This window comes from Nocardia sp. CA-107356 (genome assembly GCF_050946365.1).
Classification (GTDB): domain Bacteria; phylum Actinomycetota; class Actinomycetes; order Mycobacteriales; family Mycobacteriaceae; genus Nocardia.
Genome location: NZ_CP191992.1, coordinates 9,012,573 through 9,031,563, shown reverse-complemented (window position 1 = coordinate 9,031,563; position 18,991 = coordinate 9,012,573). Strand labels below are relative to the sequence as shown.

Below are 18,991 nucleotides of genomic sequence, written 5' to 3'. Positions count from 1 at the left end.
CCTCGATCGAAGATCGTTTCGAGGCAATCGTCGCGGATGCGGGCGTAATCCGCAGGCATTCAGCTGTGAACGAGACAGCCCAGATCGCGAACCACCCGAGCGAACGCACGGATCTGCTCGGTCTCGGAATCGCTGCGCCAAACCGGTGCCCATCGAACCGTGTGGGAATCGGTGATCGGCACGTACGCGATGCCGGGCCGGTTGTAATAGCGGGCGATATGGCTCATGCAGCTGGTGAAGACGTCGCTGGTGCTGGCGGTGGTCAAGATGTCCTCGAGCGTCGAGATCGGCGCGACACGGTGGATCGGCCGCCCCGACGGGGTGTAGAAGGGACTGACGCTGTCCTCCCAGTAGTCGGGCAGTGGTGCGATGGGTTCCAGTACGCCGCGGTCGCCGAAAACTTCCAGCGACAACCCCTTCTCGCCCGCCAACTCGTGGCGATCGGGCATCATCGCCACCATCGGCTCCGCGGAGATGATCGGCCCCACCGTCAGGCCGGGTTCTTCGACGGGCAGCCAGGCGATGACGATGTCGGCTTCGTCGCGACTCAGTGGGCCGAACTGGTCGCCGAACTCGCTACTGCGGATCTGCAGCTCCCAGGCCGGGTGTTCGCGCCGGAAGGCGTCCCAGAACGGCTGGTAGTCATAGGGGTTGTAGCCGATCATGGTGACGCGCAGCACGCCGGAGATGCCCTGCGCGGTGCGCCGGGCATGTTCGATCGCCCGGACCAAGCCCCGATAGTTCGGGAGCAGCTCGACGCGGAGTTGGCGGCCGAGCGGGGTGAGCTGGACGTTGCGCGGATTGGATCGGTCCACCAAGCGACCGCCGATGCGGCGTTCCTGACTCTTGATGGATTGACTCACTCGCGCCTGGGAAAGGTGTAGCCGCTGGGCGGTCCTGCCGAAATGCAGCTCCTCGGCCAACATAAGGAAGATCTCGATATCTCGGAGCTCCATCGAGATCCTCCCGATCGGTATGTTCAGTGTGCGATCTGAACGTTACGTCGTCGTCAGTGCTCGCGCAGCGGGGCGCCGCTGTGCTTCGCGCCTGCGATTACGCCGATCAGCACCGCCTCCTTGTCACCATCGTTGCGCCAGGCGTGCACCACACCATTGAGGATGAGCCAGTCCCCGGGCGCCAACCGAATCTCGTTGTCCTCCAGCACGCATACCGACTCCCCCGCGAGCTGCATCAGGCAGTCCATCGATGCGGTCGCGTGGAACCCGGTGAAGTCCGGTGCCGCACCGTAGGTTTCGGGCGGGTTCGGATCGTCGACAACAGCGACCGAGGCGGAGATCTGTGCCATCGCGGCGGCGGCGGCTTGGACCGGATCCGAGGAGTCGGCCCAATTGTCCGGGTCGAAGCGTGGTGGGAAGGTCAGCCGGATGACATGGAGACCCCCGGGAAGGGGTATGAGTGGACCCGCGAATTCGGGTCGGTCGCCTCTGTCGGGGAAGGCGGGCGATGCGTCGGCCGCCCAGATGGAATCCGGGCCGTGACCGCTCGATGGGAGTTCCGCATCACTGACGACGACGGCCTTGCCGTCCGTATCGTGGCCGGTGACCACGCGTCGAAAACCCATATCTCAGATGACTTTCCGGAAGAAATTGCGGATATCCGCGAGTAGCAGGTCGGGCGCCTCGTAGGCGGCCCAGTGCCCGCCTCGGCCGTATTCGTGCCATTGCACAATGTTGGCGTGATCGCGCTCGGCGAACTTGCGCGGCGGCTTGAAGTCGTGGCCGAAGCAGGCGAGCCCGATCGGCACAGTAGTCGGGGTCGAGTATTCATTCTCGAAGTAGAACCGGCACGCGGGCGCCGAGGTGTTGGTGAACCAATAGATCGAGACATTGGTCAGGATCTCATCTCGGGTCATGGAATCGGTGAGCAACTGTGCGCTCCAGGCGAGTTGGCCGACCGGCGAATCGGAGCGCGCGTGGCCGAGAAGCTGCGGCCGGGCCTGCCGGGGGACGTCGTTGCCGGAGTACTCCCGGAATTTGCGGCCGAATTGGATGAGCATCAGCTCCTGGTCGCTGAGTCCGTCCAACTCGCCCGGCTCGCCCTTCGGGAAGGAGAAGATCTGGTCGACGTGCACGCCGACCACGTTCTCCGGTGCGAGCCTGCCCATTTCGGGTGCGACGGTGGCGCCGCTGTCATTGCCGTGCACACCATAGCGGTCATAGCCGAGCCGGATCATCAGCTCGTTGAAGATCGCCGCGATCCGTACCGGATGCCAGCCCGCCGCACGCGTCGGCCCGGAGAACGCGAAGCCCGGATAGGACGGAATCACCACGTGGAAGGCGTCCGCCGGATCACCGCCATGAGCGCGTGGATCGGTCAATTCGCCTACCAAGCCGAGGAATTCGGTGAACGTGCTGGGCCACCCATGGGCCAGCAGTAGCGGCATCGCATCCGGCTCCGGCGACCTGACATGCACGAAATGAATCTTCTGCCTGTCGATTTCGGTGGTGAACTGGGCAAAGGAGTTGAGTCGCTGCTCTTGTGCGCGCCAATCGAAGGTGTCTCGCCAGTATTCGAGCAGCGGACCGACATACGACAGCGGAACTCCGTATTCCGAATCGGGCCGTACCGATACGCCGACGTCCGCCCGGCCCGCCATTGCCATGGCGGGCAGTTCCGCGATGAGCCGGGTGTGCAGCAGGCGGAGGGCGAGGTCGTCGAGATCGGCCTGCGGTATGTCGATGCGGAAGGGTTTGATCCCGGACAATTCGGCTCCAACGGGTCGTTCCAATATGCCGCTTCAGCCTGTGCCAGCGGCAATGCGGGAACAACGCCGTTTTTCGAGCCGGTCCGATCACTTCTACTTATCGAACGGCGCCGATGCTCAACAGGCGGTCGACCAGGATGTCGACGTACTCGTCGGTGAGCGGACCGGTGCCGAAGAGGGTGCGGGTGTACATGGGGGCCAGGATGATGTCGACAACCTGGAGGACGTCGGGGGTGTTCTCGCCGCGGGCGGTGGCCCGGTCGAGCATGCGCTGGATCTGCTCGACGCGTTCGGCGAGGAACCGGTCGCGGGTGCGTTCGCCGTCCGCACCCGTATCAATGAGGGCCAGGATCGTGCGCAGCAGTGCAAGTCCGTTGGGGCCGTTCATATCTCGGGCCGCCTGCGCGGCATAGGCGCGTAGGTCGCGGGCGAGGGAACCGGTATCCGGCATCGATGACTCGGTGGTGAGCCGGTCGACGGTCACCTCCATGGCCAGCGCCTCCAGATTGCCCCAGCGCCGGTAGATGCTGGTGTCGGCCACACCGGCGCGTGCCGCGATGTCGGCGACGGTGAAGTTGCCGTAACCGCGTTCGGCGACCAGTTCGGTGACCGCCTGATGTACCGCCGCGCGCACTCGGGCGCTGCGACCTCCGGGGCGGCGGGCGCTGGGGTGTTCGTCCATACCTTCCAGCTTAACGCAGTTGGCACTTGCGTTTGTTCGTGAAGGCGCGCTACCGTGTTCTTAATGCCGCTGCGAACTGCGTTTAGGGGTGGCAGTGGACCGATTCGAGACCTTCCGGAGTTCGACATGAACATGATCAATCGCATCGACCGCGCCATCGATATGACCGGTCTCGTCATCAAAGGCATTGCTACGGAACGTATGAGCGCGCCGACGCCGTGCCCGGAGTGGGACCTGCGCGAACTGCTCAACCATGTGGTCGGTGGCATGAATATCTTTGCTGCACAACTCGAAGGGGTGACTCCCGATCGTGACCACCACGACGATTGGCTCGGTGCCGATCCGCAGGCCGCCTATGTCGAGGCGGCCGTGCTCGACCGTGCGGCCTGGCATCGCCCCGACGCGCTCGCGCAGACGGTGCGTCTCGGTTTCGGTGCGGTGCCCGGCCCGATGGCGGCGGTCATCCACTCGACCGAAGTGCTTGTGCACGGTGTCGATCTGGCGGTGGCCACCGGACGGGAGCGACTGCTCGACGAGCGGTTGTGCGAGGAGATGCTGGCGGTTATGCGCGATATCGGCATGGACAACTTCCGCGGGCCCGGTATGTTCGGCTCGGAGGTCGCAGCGTCCGCCGACGCCCCCGCGTATCGTCGGTTGGCTGCCTATACCGGACGGGAACTCTGACGGGACGTATCAACATACAGATCTGTATGTAAGTGTAGAATCGCCGGAATGACCAGGTCCGAAGCGTCCAAGCAGCAGCGTCGCACTCAGGAACAGCGCAGTAGCGAAATGCGTACCCGGTTGCTCGACGCGACCATCGACTGCCTGGTCGAGTTCGGATATGCGGGGACGACGACGCCGCGGGTCGCCGAGCGGGCCGGGGTCACCCGCGGGGCTCAGGTGCATCACTTCGGGTCCAAGACCGATCTGGTGGTGGCCGCGATCAGTCATCTGGCGCAGTTGCGTGCGGAGACCGCGATGCGGGAGATGTCCAAGGTGCAGGGCGGCGGTGATCCGGTCGGTGCGGCATTGGACTTTCTGTGGGAGTTGCATCAGGGGCCGCTGTTCATCGCCACTGCCGAGCTATGGGTGGCGGGCCGGACCGATCCGGTACTGGCCTCGGCGATGGAGAAGGTCGAGCCGTTCGTCAACAATGCGGTGCTGATGGCGGTCGCCCGATTTGTACCGGATGAAATGCGGCGCAAGGAAGCTCGCGATTTCATCTACACCGCGATGGACGCGCTGCGCGGAATCCTGGTGTCCAACTTCATTGATCCGGATTCCGAACGGGCGCACCGGCGTTGGCGGCGAGCTTCGGTACATCTGCGCGAGGTGGCGGGCGCGGCGCTGGCCGCACGGCCGCTGCTGGAGCAGCCCGCCGCCGAATAGGCAACGGCCACCGGGCGGGTGGGTGTTGCGCCGCCGATTACCCCTTGGCTGATGGCGCGAAGTCCGCTTTTGGCGGTATGTCGCTGCTAGTTGTTCTGAGCTGGGAATTCTGTCGTTTCGAGCGTTCTGCTGGGCAATACTCTTGTGCAGTTACATACAGCTCTGTATGTTTGTTTCTGTTCGATCCGGCTGGATCGGTCGTCGCTGGTCGCTGATTCCGGCGGGATGGTCGCACCCGGATCAGGTACTACGTGAGGAGTTCGATGGCGAACAAGGTCTACGTCGTCGGCGTCGGCATGACGAAGTTCGAGAAGCCGGGCCGTCGCAAGAACGACGATGGCAGCGCTTGGGACTATCCGGATATGGCGCGGGAATCCGGCACCAAGGCGCTCGCCGACGCCGGAATCGACTATCGCGAAGTCGAGCAGGCCTACGTCGGGTATGTCTACGGCGAATCCACTTCCGGTCAGCGCGCGGTCTACGAACTCGGTATGACCGGTATTCCGGTGGTCAATGTCAACAACAACTGCTCGACCGGTTCTACCGCGCTTTTTCTTGCAGCACAGGTGATTCGGGGCGGACTGGCGGACTGCACGCTGGCGCTCGGCTTCGAGAAGATGCAACCGGGTTCGCTCGGCTCCACCTGGGACGATCGCGAGCAGCCGATGGCCAAGCATGTCATGGCGCTGGCCGAGATCTCCGAGGTGCTGTTTCCGGTGGCGCCGTGGATGTTCGGCGCGGCCGGTCGCGAGCATATGAAGCAATACGGCACCACCGCAGAGCATTTCGCGAAGATCGGCTACAAGAACCACAAGCATTCGGTGAACAACCCGTATTCGCAGTTCCAGGACGCGTATTCACTCGACGACATCCTGGCCTCGCGGATGATCTACGACCCGCTCACCAAACTGCAGTGCTCGCCGACCTCGGACGGTTCCGGCGCGGTCATCCTGGCCAGCGAGGAATTCGTGAACTCGCACGATCTCGCGGCGCAGGCGGTGGAGATCGTCGGCCAGGCGATGACCACCGACTTCGACTCCACCTTCGACAACACCGCCAAGAACCTCATCGGCTATGACATGAATGTCCGAGCCGCGCGCAAGGTTTATGAGCAGGCCGGGCTCGGCGCGGAGGACTTCCAGGTCATCGAACTGCACGACTGCTTCTCCGCCAACGAACTGCTGCTCTATGAGGCCCTCGGGCTCTGCGGCGAGGGTGCGGCCGGGAAGCTCATCGACGACAACCAGACCACCTATGGCGGCAAATGGGTCGTGAACCCCTCCGGCGGGCTGATCTCCAAGGGGCATCCGCTCGGCGCAACGGGTTTGGCGCAGTGCTCCGAACTCACCTGGCAGCTGCGCGGCACTGCGGACAAGCGGCAGGTCGACAACGTCACGGCCGCGCTGCAGCACAATATCGGCCTCGGCGGCGCCGCGGTCGTCACGGCCTATCAGCGGGCCGACCGCTGATCTCTGTTCAACGAAAGCCGTCACGCAGCAACGACATTCACTTGAGGAGTAGCCCCATGGGTCACATCGAAGCCACCAAGGACGTCAATGCCACCCCCGACGCGCTCTGGGCGGTCGTCTCCGACCCGCAGACCTGGGACAAGTGGTTCACCATCCATGAGCGCTTCATGGAAGAGCCGCCCGCCACCTTGGCCGAGGGAGCCAAGCTGGTCGCGAAGATCGTCATGCTCGGCATGGCGAACAAGTTGGAATGGACCGTCGTAGCGGTCGAACAGCCGAACAAGCTCACCCTCGGCGGCACCGGAATGGCCGGGGTGAAGACCGAATTCACCTTCGATATCCGCCCCAAGGGCGATGGCAGCACCATCCTGGTCTCCGGTGACTTCGAGGGCGCGCTGATCAAGGGCGCACTCGGCAAGGCGGTCGAGAAGGACGGTCTCGTGCAACTGGACAGGTCCCTCGAGCAGCTCGACGCGCTGGCCTCGGCCTGATCCGGCAGGAGCGGGTGATGACGGCGGAGGCCGCAGCGGCGCGGCCGGTGGAGTTCGACGCGAGCGGGCTCGAAATCTGGTGCGATGACGAACATTTCGAGGTCACGCGGGAACGTATCGCCGAATACGCCGCAGCGACCAATGATCCGATCGCGGCGCACTTGGCAGGTAAGGCGGCCTCGCCGATCTTCGGCATCGTTCCGGTTTTCGAGGCCATGATGATGCCGGTGATCGATGTCGCGCCGATGGACATCTTCGGCCGAGTTGTGCACGGGGAGCAGGATTTCCACTTTCACCGCGCGATCCTGCCCGGGGACGAGCTGGTGTCGCGGGCCAAGGCGATCGGCTATGCCAGCCGTTCGAACGGCAGCACTATCACTATCCGCATCGAATGCCACACCGCGACAGGTGAATTGGTCAACGAGCAATATCTGACCGCATTCTTCCGCAATATCGACGCGGGTAAGACGGTCGGTGCGGCGGCTCCGGCGCACAAGTTCGACGAGAGCCTGCGGGCGCAGGATCCGGTCGCGGTGGTACCGCAGCACGTCGACCTCGACCAGACCTATCGCTATGCACCGGCTTCCGGTGATCCGGTGCCGCTGCACCTCGACGAGCAGGTCGCCAAGGATGCGGGTCTGCCCGGGATCATCGCGCACGGCCTGTGCACCATGGCCTTCGCGTCGTGGGCGGTACTCGCCGAGGTAGCCGGTTCGGATGTCAACCGGCTGAAGCGATTTGCCGTTCGCTTCGCCAAGATGGTCTTCCCCGGCGACGACCTGGAAACCCGAATCTGGAAGGTCGGTTCCACCGACGGCGTCACCACCTACGCCTTCGAGACCGTTCGCGGTGCGGACGTAGTACTCAGCGACGGTCTCGCCGAAGTCGCCGACTGATCACCGAACACATTAGGAGCCATACAGATGGGTGCACTAGAAGGAAAGGTCGCCGTCATCACCGGCGCTGGCCGCGGCATCGGGCGTGCGCACGCACTGCTGTTCGCCAGCGAAGGTGCGGCGGTCGTCGTGAACGATCTCGGCGGCAACAATGCCGGTGCGGGTTCCGATGTCGGTCCGGCCCAGGAAGTCGTGAACGAGATCATCGCCGCGGGCGGTAGGGCGGTCGCCAACACCGACAGCATCGCCACCTGGGACGGCGCGGCCAACATTGTTGCGCAGGCGATTTCGGAGCTGGGCGGCCTCGATATCGTCGTCAACAACGCGGGCATCCTGCGCGATGCGTTCATCGCTGGCATGGACGAGGCACAGTGGGATGCGGTGATCGCCGTACACCTCAAGGGCCATGCCGCGGTGTTGCACCACGCCGCCGCGTACTGGAAGGCCCAGAGCAAGGCGGGCAACCAGCCGAATGCCGCGGTGATCAATACCGCCTCCGCATCCGGAACGACCGTTCCGAATGCGGGTCAGAGCAACTACGGTGCCGCCAAGGCCGCAATCGCCGCGCTCACCCTCATCGCGGCCGACGAACTCGCGCGCTACGGCGTCCGAGTCAATGCCATCGCGCCGATCGCACGCACCCGGCTCACGCTGGCCACACCCGGCATGGGCGAAATCATGGCCGCCGAGGCGGCCGCGATCGGGGACGGCGATTTCGACGCGTTCAGCCCGGCCAATATTTCCCCGCTGGTGGCCTACCTGGCGACCGACAAATGCCCGATCACCGGCAAGGTTTTCGCAGTGCAGGGCGGCGCGATCTCCGAGCTGGCAGGCTGGCATGACGTGAAGACGATCGAGACCGAGGGGCCCTGGCTCATCGACGATATCGCCGCTCGGCTGCCTTGATCTCGCGGGAACGTTAGGAAACGACGATGTTCGAATGGTCCGAGACCGACGAGATGATCCGCGAGGCGGTACGCAGCTTCATCGATAAGGAGGTTCGCCCGCATCTCGACGCGCTGGAGAGCGGCGAGCTGACCCCGTACCCGATCATCCGGAAGTTGTTCAGCGATTTCGGGATCGATGCGATGGGCGGTGAGGCGATCCAGCGGCTGCTGGCCAAGGAGCGCAAGAAGGCCGAGGCGCTCGCCGCGGGGGAGCCGTTGCCGGAAAAGTCCGAGAAGTCTTCCGGCGGTAGCCCGTTCGCTGGTCAGGAATCGCTGATGGCGGTGTTGATCGGCGAACTGTCCGGTGTGTGCATGGGGCTGGTCACCGCGATGGGTGTCAGCATCGGTCTCGGGGCCACCACCATCCTTTCGCGCGGCACGCTGGCGCAGAAGCAGCGCTGGCTTCCTGACATTGTCACCATGAAGAAAGTTGCGTCATGGGCGATTACCGAGCCCGATTCGGGTTCGGACGCGTTCGGCGGGATGAAGACCTACGTCAAGCGTGACGGCGAGGACTACATCCTCAACGGGCAGAAGACCTTCATCACGAATGGTCCGTACGCCGATGTGATGATCGTCTACGCGAAGCTCGACGAGGGCAATGCCGCATCTTCTGGTCGCACCGCAGGCTCCGCTCCGGTCGACAAGCGCGAGCGCAAGGTGCTCACCTTCGTCCTCGACAGGGGCATGGATGGCCTCACCCAGGGCAAGCCGTTCCGGAAGATGGGGTTACACGCCTCACCCACCGGTGAGCTGTTCTTCGACAACGTTCGGCTCGGTAAGGACCGACTGCTCGGCGAGACCGAGGAGCACAAGGGCGGTGACGGCCGGGAGAGTGCCCGCTCCAGCTTCACCGCCGAACGCATCGGCGTCGCGTTCATGGCGCTCGGCATCATCAACGAATGTCACCGGCTCTGTCTGGATTACGCGAAGAGCCGCAAGCTGTGGGGCCAGGAGATCGGCCGCTTCCAACTGGTACAGCTCAAGCTGGCCAAGATGGAGATCGCCCGAATCAACGTGCAGAACATGGTCTTCAATACCCTCGAGCGCGGCAAGGCGGGTAAGCCGCCGACCCTCGCCGAAGCCTCGGCGATGAAGCTCTACGCCTCCGAAGCCGCCACCGACGTAGCCATGGACGCGGTACAACTCTTCGGCGGCAACGGTTACATGACCGAATACCGCGTAGAACAACTCGCCCGTGACGCCAAATCCCTGATGATCTACGCCGGCAGCAACGAAATCCAGGTCACCCACATCGCCAAGGGCCTACTCGCCCAGTAGCGCGGACGGCACATGCCCTTCGTCGTCGGCACACGTGCGATCGCATATATGAGGTGACGAAGGGCATGCGCCGGTAGTCCGGCTCATCGCCGCGTGCGGGTCAGACCGCGCGCAGGTGGGTGCGGCTGGCGTAGATATGTTCGGCTATCAGGGTGGCTATGCGGTCGGGGGCCTCCAGCATCGGGACGTGGCCGACGCCGTTGACGAGGATGCGGTCGGCGGAGTCGGGGAGTTCCTGGAGGAAGCAGCGCGCGTAGACGCGGTTCGGGATGATGCGGTCGTATTCGGCCATCAGCAGGCGGACGGGGGTGGGGAGGTTCGACAGGTCCTCCAGTGCCGGGGCACGCATAGTGCCCAGGATCATCGGGATCATGGCGTCGCAGTGCAGGGCCGCGGTGATCATGGCGGCGACGTCGCGTCGGGCGACGGCCGCGACATTCTTGCTCACCGCGAGCAGCGCGAAGCGTTGCGCGATCGGGTTGTTGATCGCGAATCCGCCCAGGCGTTTACCGATTTCGACGATCGGCACCAGGGCCAGGAACTTCGCGCCGACGCGGAACTGGGTGAGCGAGGGCGACTGCCAACCACCCGCGGGTGCGATCGCGGTCAGGGTGCGGGCCCGCCCGCGCCGGGCCAATTCGAAGCCGACCCAACCACCGAGCGAGTTGCCCGCGATATGGCAGGTGCGCCAACCGAGTTCGTCGAGTTGATCCTCGATCCGGTCGGCGAGGGCGTGGACATCGATGGACCAGCCGTCGATCGGTTCGCCACCCCAGTGGCCGGCGAAGGTCGGGGCGAATACCTCGCAATGCGAGGACAGCCGCAGCGCGACCTGTTCCCAGCAATGCGGCGAGAGCATGAACCCGTGCAATAACAGGACCGGATCACCGGACCCTACGTGCAGCGCCTTGATCGGCGCGAGACGGGCGGAGGAGTTGGTGGTGCCTGACTTCATCGTCATCACCCCTTCCTGGACGGCGATGTCCGGGGGAGTTCATCTGACCAGCATTGTACGGTCGTCACGTGGCCAATATCATCTCCACGATCAATGTGAACGGCGTCCGTGCGGCGACGGGTAAGACGGGCAAGGGGATGCTCGAGTGGCTGGCGGCCACCGAGGCCGACATCATCTGCCTGCAGGAGACACGGGCAACCGATGAGCAGACGCGCGCCGCGCTCGCTCCGGCGTTGGCATCCGGTTGGCATCTGACGCATGCGGAGCCGGGGGCGAAGGGGCGGGCCGGGGTCGGCATCCTGTCTCGTCGCGAACCGCGCTCGGTGCGCATCGGAATCGGGAGCTGGCAGGACGGAACCTGGCATCCCAGCGCCGAATTCACCGGTAACGGACGCTACGTCGAGGCCGAATTCGATGAGTTGACCGTGGCCAGCGTGTATGTGCACACCGGCGAGGCCGATACGCCGATGCAGGCGGAGAAGTATCGCTTCCTCGACGAGATCGGTGCCCATATGAAGGCGCAGACCAGCGATTTCGTGATCTGCGGCGACTGGAATGTCGCGCATACCGAACTCGATATCAAGAACTGGAAGGGCAATCTGAAGAACTCCGGGTTCCTGCCGCAGGAGCGCGCCTGGATCGATGAGATGCTCGCCGCCGGATACCAGGACGTGGTGCGCAGCCTGCATCCCGGCGTGGCAGGCCCGTACAGCTGGTGGTCCTACCGCGGCCGCGCCTACGACAACGATGCGGGTTGGCGCATCGACTACCACTTGGCGCGCGGGGCGGTGGCCACCCGGGCCAAGCAGGCGGTGGTCGAGCGTGCCGCGACCTACGCCGCGCGCTGGTCCGACCACGCGCCGGTGACGGTGCAATACCGATGATGCGCGCGGCGAAGATGGTTCGCGCCGTCGATCAGTCGGGTCGGGGACACCGCGGGCGTCGATGAACCCGACGGCGAGAACGATATGTGAACGTGTGCGGGAGTGCGGCAGAGTATCGATGAACCCGACGACGAGGTCGATTTGTGAATGCGGCGCGCCTGCGCCCGGGAGTGTGGTGGAGTAAATATGAGCATCTCGTCGAAGCGGATGCGTTCGCTCGCTGCGCTGGGCGTGGCGGTGCTGGCGCTGGTGATCGGATTGCTCGCGTCGCGCGGGGGCGGGGACGATAAACCGTCCGCGAGTTCGGTCACCTCGACCGCTCGTAATGCGAGCCAGGTGGTCCCGGCGCGCGGACCGGATTCGACCACCGCGCCCGCCGTGGCCCGAGCGCCCGGGGTGCCGGAGCGTGCCTACACGACCCTGGCCGAAATCGATGCGGGACGCTGGCCCGATTCGGCGAACGCACCCGGCACCAAGGGCGGCGACCGCTGGATGAACCGCGCGGGGACCCTGGCCGCGAAGGACTCGGCGGGCAAACCCATCACCTACCAGGAATGGGATGTGAACCCCAAACAGCCCAACCGTTCTCGCGACGCCGAGCGCATTGTCACCGGCAGCGATGGTTCGGCTTGGTATACCGGTGACCACTACGAAACCTTCACGAGGATGCGCTGATGACCCGGTCGATTCCGTTGTCGCAGTTCCTTGCCCGTCCTGAACCGCGTGGTGCCGCTGGCTCTGAAACAGGCGGTGTGGCCCGCCCGGAACGGAGAAGTTCCCGGACTGCCGGGCCCCTTCCCGCGGTGGGTGCCCTACCCGTCGACGCTCCGACACTCAGCGGCGTGCGCTACGACGCCCCCTCCGGTTACGCGGTGCGTGAATTGCGCGGTCCCAAGATGCGCACCGTCGAAGGCGTCTTCGATGAATTCGCCGCGGCCTTCCAATTCCCGTACTACTTCGGCGCGAATAAGGACGCCTTCGACGAATGTCTGCGCGACCTCGATGACTTCGTCGGCTCCGCCACCGGATATGTTGCCGTGATCCGCGATTCGGCCGACCTGCTGGCCGATGATCCCGCCGAACTCGACTGGTTCACCGAAACCGTCCGCGACGCCGCGGACTACTGGTCGAAGAAGGACATAGTCTTCCGTGCCGTCTTACAAGGCGACCCCGACGACCTCCCCGCCATCCGCCTGAGTCTCTGATCTGCCGTCATCCCTGCTGTGACGGAAGCCTTCAGGTGAGGCGGCGGGCGAGGTCCTCGCCGAGGAGGACGAAGACGTCGGTGGTGTGGTCGATGAGTTCGTCGCGGGTCAGGGGGAGGTCGTCCTGTAGCCAGGCGGTGAGGGTTTGGATCAGGCCGCCGACGAGGTAGGTGGCGCGGAAGTCGATGGTGGGATCGGGGTTCGGGTCGGTGACGCCGTAGAAGTCGATGCCTTCGGCGGCGACCAACCGGGCGAATACCCGCACCGTCTGATTTGTGCGCGCGCGCAGTTCCGGCGTCGCCATGCCCGCGATCAGCGCGACGCGCGCCTTGCGCGGATCATCGGTGAGCAAATGAATGCCCGCGGCGATCGCGGCATGTGATTTGGCGCGGGTATCCGCCGGTGCGGCCTGCAAAGCGCCGATGATCGCCCCGGCCATCTCCTCGGCGATCCCGTCGATGAGTGCGGCCAGCACCGCGTCGCGGCTGTCGAAGCTTTCGTAGTAGTACCGCTCGTTGAGTCCGGCCTGCGCGCACAGTCCGGAGACGGTCAGCTTGGCGATGCCCTGGGTGCCGATGATCTCCAGCGCGGCATCGAGCAGCGCCGCGCGCCGCTGGGCGCGCCGCTGGTCAGCGGAGACGCCACCGTAGGTCCGCCGCGCCGGCCCACCCGTCGCCCCACTGCCGCCGGTGGAGTCGCTGGGGGATGCCGGCCCACCCGTTGCCCGACCGCCACCCCCTGTGGACTCACTGGGCGATGCCGGCCCAGCTGTCGCCGGACCACCACCCCTTGCGGAATCGCTACGCGATGCAGTCACATGGCGATTCTGGCACGGGTGTGGTTGCGGCCGACCGGATCGCGGTCCGATGCGGCGGCCGAATCCGGTCCGGACACAATCTGGCAGAGCCTATTGCCAGATCATTAATTCTGGAGGATTCTATTGTCAGATGCTGTGGATCCCGGCGTGCGCCGGGATGACGGGCGGTCCGGGTCACCGAAGCCCGTCGCGTCCGACGGCACGCGCTCAATGAGGAGGCAGCGATGTCCGAACCCGGCTACTTCGCCGACAATTCGATGGCCCGACGGGTCATGAGCAAGCGCGCGGTGGGTCTCACCTATGGTCAGCGCGCCTTGGTCATCGGTGCAGTGCACCCGCTGCTGTATGTCGGGACCGCCGAGAACACCGAGCACCGGATGACGCCCTACACCCGACTCGCGTTGACCGGCAAGCTCTTCGAGGCTGTCTTCCTCGGCAGCAAGGACGAGGCCGATCGGGCGCTCGCCTTCACCGCCAAGAAGCATGCGAAGGTCGTCGGCGAACTGCCCGAGGATGCGGGCGCACATCATCCGGCGGGTACCGGCTACTCCGCGCTCGATCCGCATCTGATGTACATGACCATGGCCTTCGCCTTCGACTCGGCCGAGGTGATGCACGATCTGCTGGTCCGCCCGCTGACCGACGGCGAGCGCGAGGGCTTGTACCAGGACTACGTTCGCTGGGCCGAACTGTTCGGCATGCCGCGCGAGGCCGCGCCGGGCAGCTACCGGCTGTTCCGTGCATCCTTCGACGACTACCTAGCCTCGGACGAGCTGTACCTCACCGACGAGGCCCGGCTGGTCGGCTCGTATCTGGCCGGTCAGCGTGTGCCCTATCCGCAGCGCAGGCCCTTGCGTCAGGTCGCCGACGCGTTCTTCCTGCTGGTGCAGGGCAGCTTGCCGCCGCGGATCCGCAAGATGTACGGGATGCGCTGGGGACTTCCCGAACAGCTCGCCTTCCGCGCGCTGGCCCAGGGCGTGCGCACCGCGCATATCGCCCCGCCACTGGTGCCGCCGGTGCTGCGCGGCACGCTGGCCGGTCCGAGCGCGCCGGTCTACAGATTGGTGTCCAAACGCGAACACGAACTTCTCGGCACCGGCCGCCCGAGCATGCCCGGTGTCGACCCACGCAACTGGGCGGCGCGAAATTCCGCATGACCGCCCCGGCGTGAGCGACGGGCCCGGAGACGGTAGCGGAGCAGACCCGCGAACGCCGCCGATCGAACACCGCGTGAGCGACGGGCCCGGCGGCGGTAGCGCAGCGTTACCACGTCGGGGACCCGCGAACGCCGCCGATCGAACACCGCATGCGAAGATCGGGACATGTCCAGTCCTGCTCAGACGAACCCGGCCGCTGAACGCAAACAGCGGGTGCTGTCCGGGATCCAGCCCACCAGCGCGTCCTTCCATCTCGGCAACTACCTTGGGGCGCTGCAGTACTGGGTGAGCATGCAGGACGACTACGACGCGCTCTACTTCATCCCGGATATGCACGCGATCACCGTGCCTCAGGATCCGAAGGAACTGCGCCAGCGCACCAAGGCGGCGGCCGCACAGCTGCTCGCGCTCGGCATCGACCCCAAGCGCTCCACGCTCTTCGTGCAGAGCCAGGTTCCCGAGCATGCCGAGCTGACCTGGGTGCTCAGCTGCATCACCGGATTCGGCGAGGCCAGCCGGATGACCCAGTTCAAGGACAAGTCGGTCAAACAGGGCGCGGAGAACGCCAGCGTCGGACTGTTCACCTATCCGGTGCTGATGGCCGCGGACATCCTGCTCTACCGCCCGCATCAGGTGCCGGTCGGCGAGGATCAACGCCAGCATCTGGAGCTGACCCGAAATCTGGCCCAGCGCTTCAACTCTCGGTTCAAGAAGACGTTCGTGGTGCCGGAGGCGCATATCGTCAAGGGCACCGCGAAGATCTACGACCTGCAGGACCCGACCTCGAAGATGAGCAAGTCGGCCTCCACCGACGCCGGTCTGATCAGCCTGCTCGACGATCCGAAGATCACCACCAAGAAGATTCGTTCCGCGGTCACCGACACCGAGCGCGAGATCCGCTACGATCCGGAGACCAAGCCGGGTGTCAGCAACCTGCTGGTGATCCTCGGTTCGCTCAGTGGCACCCCGATCGTCACGCTGGAACGCGACTATGCGGGTAAGGGTTACGGCGATCTGAAGTCCGACGTCGCAGACGCGCTGGTCGAATTTGTCACCCCGCTGCGGGCGAAGGTGGAAGAGTATTTGGCGGATCAGGGCGAACTCGACCGCATCCTCGCCGCCGGTGCCGAGCGGGCGCGCGAGATTGCTGGCAACACCCTCGCACAGGTATACGACCGGGTGGGCTTCCTGGCTCGCTAGGGGCGGCGCCTGCGAGGTCTCTCGAAGGGGCTGACAGGTGCAGGTGATCGACAACATCAAAGCTGGGCTCGAGCACCGGATCCAGTCGCGGCCGTGGCTGGATCATCTGGTGCGCGCGGGCGAGCGGTATCAGCGGCAACGCGGCGACTACTACGCGGCCGGGATCACGTATTTCACGGTGCTGTCACTGTTTCCGCTCTTGATGGTCGCCTTCGCGGTCGCCGGATTCGCGCTCTCGGGTCATCCGGATGTGCTCACCGATCTACAGAACAAGGTCATCGAGAACATTCCGGGATCGCTCGGGACCCAGCTCAATGATCTGATCGATAAGGCGATCCGATCGCGCGGTACCGTCGGCACGCTCGGTCTGCTGGTGGGTGTCTACACCGGGCTCGGCTGGATGGCGAACCTGCGGGCGGCATTGACCGAACAGTGGGAACAGGCGAGCCCCGAAGGCAATTGGTTGCTGAACAAGCTCTCCGACCTGGGCGCACTGATCGGACTCGGGCTGGCGTTCGTGGTATCGATCGGCCTGTCCGCGCTGGCGTCGAGCACGCTCGGTGCGCGACTGCTGATCGGGTTCCATCTGACGGATCTGCCGGGGGCGCGGCTGATGCTGGTGCTCACCTCGACACTGCTCGGCTTCCTCGCCTCCTGGGCGGTATTCGCCTGGATAATCGCGCGTCTGCCCCGGGAGCCGGTCACTCTTCGCAGTGCCGCGCGGGCTGCGGCACTGGCCGCACTGGTCTTCGAAGTCTTCAAATACGTCGCATCGTTCTATCTGCAAGCGGTACTGTCCAGCCCCGCGGGCGCGGCCTTCGGCTCCATCATCGGCCTGATGGTGTTCACCTACATCACCTATCGAATCCTGCTGTTCGCAACCGCCTGGGCTGCAACAGCATCGGAAAACGAGCCCGAAGCCGAAATCTCCCCGCCCGGTGCTGCGGTGATCATGCCCCGTATGAGCTCACCCGGCCTGTCGATGGGCACCGGTGCGGCATACTTCGGTGCGGGTGCCCTTGCTGCGCTGGTCCTTTCGGTTCTGCGCCGCCGCTGACCGCGGTCGCTGACAGCGGAGTGGTGTGAGCCGCCGACCGGTGTTCCAGGCTTCTGGCGGTGCGAGGGATTCAACCGGCGAACAGGCGGTCCGGGCACCCCCTGTGCAGATCGGGCACCCCATGTGTGGGGTGCCCGGCTGAAAGACGGGGTGCCCGGATCCAATCGCGGCAGCGCCGGTCGGCAACGGCCGAATCGCTATTTACGCGTACTCCTTCGCCATCTGCCTGAGCAGAGCCGAGCTGGCAGCAGCATCCATCGCGCTTCGCCGAAGATGTCTCGATCGTCGTGGGCCCAGCGTTGCTTGTCGTGTCGGACCTGCCGGACTGCTGGGCGGCCGCGTGTGACTGTCTGTGCATGCGCTGGGGCACAGCGCCGTTGGCCTCAGCGGTGACGGTTGACGCGGCGGGCGCCCAGTAATAGGCCGAGCACCAGGATCGCACCGCCGACCAGCAAAAGTGTGCGGGTGCCTGTGTCGTTATCGGGTTCGTCCGCGGGCTGCGCCTCGTGGTCGGTGTCCTTCGGGGGTGGGGAGGCAAGTCCCACAGTGGCTTTGGCGGATGCGGACTTGGCCTCGGGGAGCTTTCCGATGGTGGAGCTCTTCGGCAGGGCGAAGCCGTAGTCGAGGAGGCGGGCGGCCTGCTCCCATGGACGCAGCGGCAGCACGTCAGCCTTCAGCAGCGTCACTACCAACCTGCGGCCGTCGCGTTGGGCGGCGGCGACGAAGGTCTGCCTGGCGTCGTCGGTGAAACCGGTCTTGCCGCCGATCGCGCCATCGTAGTTGTAGAGCAGTTGGTTGTCGTTGCCGATGGGGAAGCCCGGATGGTCTTTGTCGTCAGGGTTTTTCGGGTCCTTGGGGAAGCCCGGGAAGTCGACCTGTTCGGTGTGGATGAGTTCGGCGAACAGCGGGATGGTCATCGCCTCGCGGAACAGCACCGACAGGTCGTAGGCCGAGGTGCTCATGCCGGGGCCGTCCAGGCCGGACGGGCTGGCGGTGCGAGTGTCCAAGGCGTACAACGACTTTGCCAGTTCGTTCATCTTCTGTACGGCACCGGCGTCACCGCCGAGTTGGGCGGCGATGGCGTGTGCGGCGTCATTGCCGGAGGCCATGATCAGCGCCTGCACGAGCTGGCGGTTGGTGTAGCGGCCGCCGGGGCCGATGCCGACACGGGTGCCGTCGGCGTTCGCATCTTCCTGTGTCCCGGTGACGGATATGTCCAGATCGAGGGTGCGCAGCGCGACCGTCGCGAGCAGCACCTTGATGGTGCTGGCTGGTCGGTACCGCCCATGCGGATCCTTGGCGGCGAGCACCTCGCCGGTATCGAGATCCGACACCTGCCAGGCCGTCGCCGAAATATCCTTGGGCACGGCAGGTGCGCCGCCGGGGATGACGACGCCGCATTCGCCCAGGCGCGAGCCGCCGACCGGCGGAATCGGCACGGATAGCGGTGTCGGCGTCGATTGGCCCGGTTCGGGCACCTCGGATTCGTCGATCGGGTTGGGCGGCTTCGTCTTCTGCGGGCAGCTGTCGGTATTCGGGGTGGTGAACGGCGTTGTCGTGATGGTCGGCGGTGTCGCCTGTGACGGCGTCGTCGCACCGCCCCAGGTCACTGCGGCAGCGGCCAGCACGGCACCGAGGCCGAGCGCGGACAGGCGGCGAACATCCCGGATTCTCGTCGGCGCAGAGCCTACGGAACCGCGATTCTGCCTGGCGGAAGGGCGAAGGTCCCGGATCGTCATCGGCTCAGAGCCTACTGGGTGGGGCGGGTCGATGCCGGGCTGGCGCGGCCGTCCCCAGCATGGCGCGTTTCGGGTATTGACAGTAACTAGTAAA

At 65.2% G+C, this 18,991-nt stretch carries 20 protein-coding genes; 13 read left to right on the top strand and 7 right to left on the bottom strand.

Annotated elements, in window-relative coordinates; translation table 11 throughout:
• Positions 1 to 59: 59 nt before the first annotated feature.
• The 4 genes from ACQP1G_RS40885 to ACQP1G_RS40870 form a co-directional block, all read right to left on the bottom strand.
• Positions 60 to 956: a LysR family transcriptional regulator gene (locus ACQP1G_RS40885; protein ID WP_433195276.1), complete on the bottom strand. Its 897-nt coding sequence runs from the start codon at positions 954 to 956 to the stop codon at positions 60 to 62.
• Positions 957 to 1,009: 53 nt separating this feature from the next.
• The gene (locus ACQP1G_RS40880; RefSeq protein WP_433195274.1) at positions 1,010 to 1,582 is read right to left on the bottom strand and encodes a hypothetical protein; all 573 of its coding nucleotides are present in this window, start codon (positions 1,580 to 1,582) and stop codon (positions 1,010 to 1,012) included.
• 3 nt (positions 1,583 to 1,585) lie between these two features.
• The gene (locus ACQP1G_RS40875; RefSeq protein WP_433195272.1) at positions 1,586 to 2,725 is read right to left on the bottom strand and encodes an epoxide hydrolase family protein; all 1,140 of its coding nucleotides are present in this window, start codon (positions 2,723 to 2,725) and stop codon (positions 1,586 to 1,588) included.
• Between the two features lie 97 nt (positions 2,726 to 2,822).
• Positions 2,823 to 3,407, bottom strand: a complete 585-nt coding sequence (locus tag ACQP1G_RS40870) for a TetR/AcrR family transcriptional regulator (RefSeq protein WP_433195270.1) — start codon at positions 3,405 to 3,407, stop codon at positions 2,823 to 2,825.
• Positions 3,408 to 3,533: 126 nt separating this feature from the next.
• Here ACQP1G_RS40870 and ACQP1G_RS40865 point away from each other — a divergent pair, with 126 nt between their 5' ends.
• From ACQP1G_RS40865 to ACQP1G_RS40835, 7 genes are all read left to right on the top strand, one after another.
• On the top strand, positions 3,534 to 4,091 hold the full coding sequence (locus tag ACQP1G_RS40865; protein ID WP_433195268.1) for a TIGR03086 family metal-binding protein: 558 nt from the start codon (positions 3,534 to 3,536) through the stop codon (positions 4,089 to 4,091).
• Between the two features lie 48 nt (positions 4,092 to 4,139).
• The gene (locus tag ACQP1G_RS40860; protein ID WP_433195266.1) at positions 4,140 to 4,799 is read left to right on the top strand and encodes a TetR/AcrR family transcriptional regulator; all 660 of its coding nucleotides are present in this window, start codon (positions 4,140 to 4,142) and stop codon (positions 4,797 to 4,799) included.
• A gap of 263 nt (positions 4,800 to 5,062) precedes the next feature.
• The gene (locus ACQP1G_RS40855) at positions 5,063 to 6,268 is read left to right on the top strand and encodes a lipid-transfer protein (RefSeq protein WP_433195264.1); all 1,206 of its coding nucleotides are present in this window, start codon (positions 5,063 to 5,065) and stop codon (positions 6,266 to 6,268) included.
• A 56-nt stretch (positions 6,269 to 6,324) separates the two neighbouring features.
• Positions 6,325 to 6,759 (top strand): type II toxin-antitoxin system Rv0910 family toxin, encoded by a 435-nt coding sequence (locus ACQP1G_RS40850; protein ID WP_433195262.1) that lies wholly within the window; start codon positions 6,325 to 6,327, stop codon positions 6,757 to 6,759.
• A 17-nt stretch (positions 6,760 to 6,776) separates the two neighbouring features.
• On the top strand, positions 6,777 to 7,655 hold the full coding sequence (locus tag ACQP1G_RS40845; protein ID WP_433195260.1) for a MaoC/PaaZ C-terminal domain-containing protein: 879 nt from the start codon (positions 6,777 to 6,779) through the stop codon (positions 7,653 to 7,655).
• A 27-nt stretch (positions 7,656 to 7,682) separates the two neighbouring features.
• Complete coding sequence (locus ACQP1G_RS40840; RefSeq protein ID WP_433195258.1) at positions 7,683 to 8,561, top strand: SDR family oxidoreductase; 879 nt, start codon at positions 7,683 to 7,685, stop codon at positions 8,559 to 8,561.
• 26 nt (positions 8,562 to 8,587) lie between these two features.
• The gene (locus ACQP1G_RS40835) at positions 8,588 to 9,883 is read left to right on the top strand and encodes an acyl-CoA dehydrogenase family protein (protein WP_433195256.1); all 1,296 of its coding nucleotides are present in this window, start codon (positions 8,588 to 8,590) and stop codon (positions 9,881 to 9,883) included.
• Positions 9,884 to 9,983: 100 nt separating this feature from the next.
• Here ACQP1G_RS40835 and ACQP1G_RS40830 read toward each other — a convergent pair whose 3' ends face one another.
• Entirely contained in the window at positions 9,984 to 10,844 is an 861-nt protein-coding gene (locus tag ACQP1G_RS40830; protein ID WP_433195254.1) for an alpha/beta fold hydrolase, read from the bottom strand.
• 62 nt (positions 10,845 to 10,906) lie between these two features.
• On the opposite strand from ACQP1G_RS40830, the gene ACQP1G_RS40825 reads away from it, so the two are divergent.
• The 3 genes from ACQP1G_RS40825 (at position 10,907) to ACQP1G_RS40815 (ending at position 12,927) form a co-directional block, all read left to right on the top strand.
• Positions 10,907 to 11,722, top strand: coding sequence for an exodeoxyribonuclease III (locus tag ACQP1G_RS40825; protein ID WP_433195252.1), 816 nt, complete (start codon positions 10,907 to 10,909; stop codon positions 11,720 to 11,722).
• 186 nt (positions 11,723 to 11,908) lie between these two features.
• Positions 11,909 to 12,397, top strand: coding sequence for a ribonuclease domain-containing protein (locus tag ACQP1G_RS40820; protein WP_433195250.1), 489 nt, complete (start codon positions 11,909 to 11,911; stop codon positions 12,395 to 12,397).
• A 167-nt stretch (positions 12,398 to 12,564) separates the two neighbouring features.
• The gene (locus tag ACQP1G_RS40815; RefSeq protein ID WP_433195248.1) at positions 12,565 to 12,927 is read left to right on the top strand and encodes a barstar family protein; all 363 of its coding nucleotides are present in this window, start codon (positions 12,565 to 12,567) and stop codon (positions 12,925 to 12,927) included.
• 31 nt (positions 12,928 to 12,958) lie between these two features.
• On the opposite strand, the gene ACQP1G_RS40810 is transcribed toward ACQP1G_RS40815, so the two are convergent.
• Positions 12,959 to 13,744: a TetR/AcrR family transcriptional regulator gene (locus ACQP1G_RS40810; RefSeq protein WP_433195246.1), complete on the bottom strand. Its 786-nt coding sequence runs from the start codon at positions 13,742 to 13,744 to the stop codon at positions 12,959 to 12,961.
• A gap of 224 nt (positions 13,745 to 13,968) precedes the next feature.
• On the opposite strand from ACQP1G_RS40810, the gene ACQP1G_RS40805 reads away from it, so the two are divergent.
• The 3 genes from ACQP1G_RS40805 (at position 13,969) to yhjD (ending at position 17,158) form a co-directional block, all read left to right on the top strand.
• The gene (locus tag ACQP1G_RS40805; RefSeq protein ID WP_433195245.1) at positions 13,969 to 14,901 is read left to right on the top strand and encodes an oxygenase MpaB family protein; all 933 of its coding nucleotides are present in this window, start codon (positions 13,969 to 13,971) and stop codon (positions 14,899 to 14,901) included.
• A 165-nt stretch (positions 14,902 to 15,066) separates the two neighbouring features.
• Positions 15,067 to 16,101 (top strand): tryptophan--tRNA ligase, encoded by a 1,035-nt coding sequence (gene trpS / locus ACQP1G_RS40800; RefSeq protein ID WP_433195243.1) that lies wholly within the window; start codon positions 15,067 to 15,069, stop codon positions 16,099 to 16,101.
• 37 nt (positions 16,102 to 16,138) lie between these two features.
• Positions 16,139 to 17,158, top strand: coding sequence for an inner membrane protein YhjD (gene yhjD / locus ACQP1G_RS40795; protein ID WP_433195241.1), 1,020 nt, complete (start codon positions 16,139 to 16,141; stop codon positions 17,156 to 17,158).
• A 383-nt stretch (positions 17,159 to 17,541) separates the two neighbouring features.
• On the opposite strand, the gene ACQP1G_RS40790 is transcribed toward yhjD, so the two are convergent.
• A complete protein-coding gene (locus ACQP1G_RS40790; RefSeq protein ID WP_433195239.1) occupies positions 17,542 to 18,897 on the bottom strand; it encodes a D-alanyl-D-alanine carboxypeptidase family protein in 1,356 nt (451 codons plus the stop codon).
• Positions 18,898 to 18,991: the final 94 nt, after the last annotated feature.

Bases quoted from the DNA above. Each gene is read 5' to 3' on its own strand.
- ACQP1G_RS40850 (WP_433195262.1), top strand. From the start codon at position 6,325: ATGGGTCACATCGAAGCCACCAAGGACGTCAATGCCACCCCCGACGCG.
- ACQP1G_RS40865 (WP_433195268.1), top strand. From the start codon at position 3,534: ATGAACATGATCAATCGCATCGACCGCGCCATCGATATGACCGGTCTC.
- ACQP1G_RS40885 (WP_433195276.1), bottom strand. From the start codon at position 956: ATGGAGCTCCGAGATATCGAGATCTTCCTTATGTTGGCCGAGGAGCTG.
- ACQP1G_RS40830 (WP_433195254.1), bottom strand. From the start codon at position 10,844: ATGACGATGAAGTCAGGCACCACCAACTCCTCCGCCCGTCTCGCGCCG.
- ACQP1G_RS40835 (WP_433195256.1), top strand. From the start codon at position 8,588: ATGTTCGAATGGTCCGAGACCGACGAGATGATCCGCGAGGCGGTACGC.
- ACQP1G_RS40820 (WP_433195250.1), top strand. From the start codon at position 11,909: ATGAGCATCTCGTCGAAGCGGATGCGTTCGCTCGCTGCGCTGGGCGTG.
- ACQP1G_RS40790 (WP_433195239.1), bottom strand. From the start codon at position 18,897: ATGACGATCCGGGACCTTCGCCCTTCCGCCAGGCAGAATCGCGGTTCC.
- ACQP1G_RS40870 (WP_433195270.1), bottom strand. From the start codon at position 3,407: ATGGACGAACACCCCAGCGCCCGCCGCCCCGGAGGTCGCAGCGCCCGA.
- ACQP1G_RS40840 (WP_433195258.1), top strand. From the start codon at position 7,683: ATGGGTGCACTAGAAGGAAAGGTCGCCGTCATCACCGGCGCTGGCCGC.
- ACQP1G_RS40805 (WP_433195245.1), top strand. From the start codon at position 13,969: ATGTCCGAACCCGGCTACTTCGCCGACAATTCGATGGCCCGACGGGTC.
- ACQP1G_RS40880 (WP_433195274.1), bottom strand. From the start codon at position 1,582: ATGGGTTTTCGACGCGTGGTCACCGGCCACGATACGGACGGCAAGGCC.
- ACQP1G_RS40845 (WP_433195260.1), top strand. From the start codon at position 6,777: ATGACGGCGGAGGCCGCAGCGGCGCGGCCGGTGGAGTTCGACGCGAGC.
- ACQP1G_RS40860 (WP_433195266.1), top strand. From the start codon at position 4,140: ATGACCAGGTCCGAAGCGTCCAAGCAGCAGCGTCGCACTCAGGAACAG.
- trpS (WP_433195243.1), top strand. From the start codon at position 15,067: ATGTCCAGTCCTGCTCAGACGAACCCGGCCGCTGAACGCAAACAGCGG.
- ACQP1G_RS40855 (WP_433195264.1), top strand. From the start codon at position 5,063: ATGGCGAACAAGGTCTACGTCGTCGGCGTCGGCATGACGAAGTTCGAG.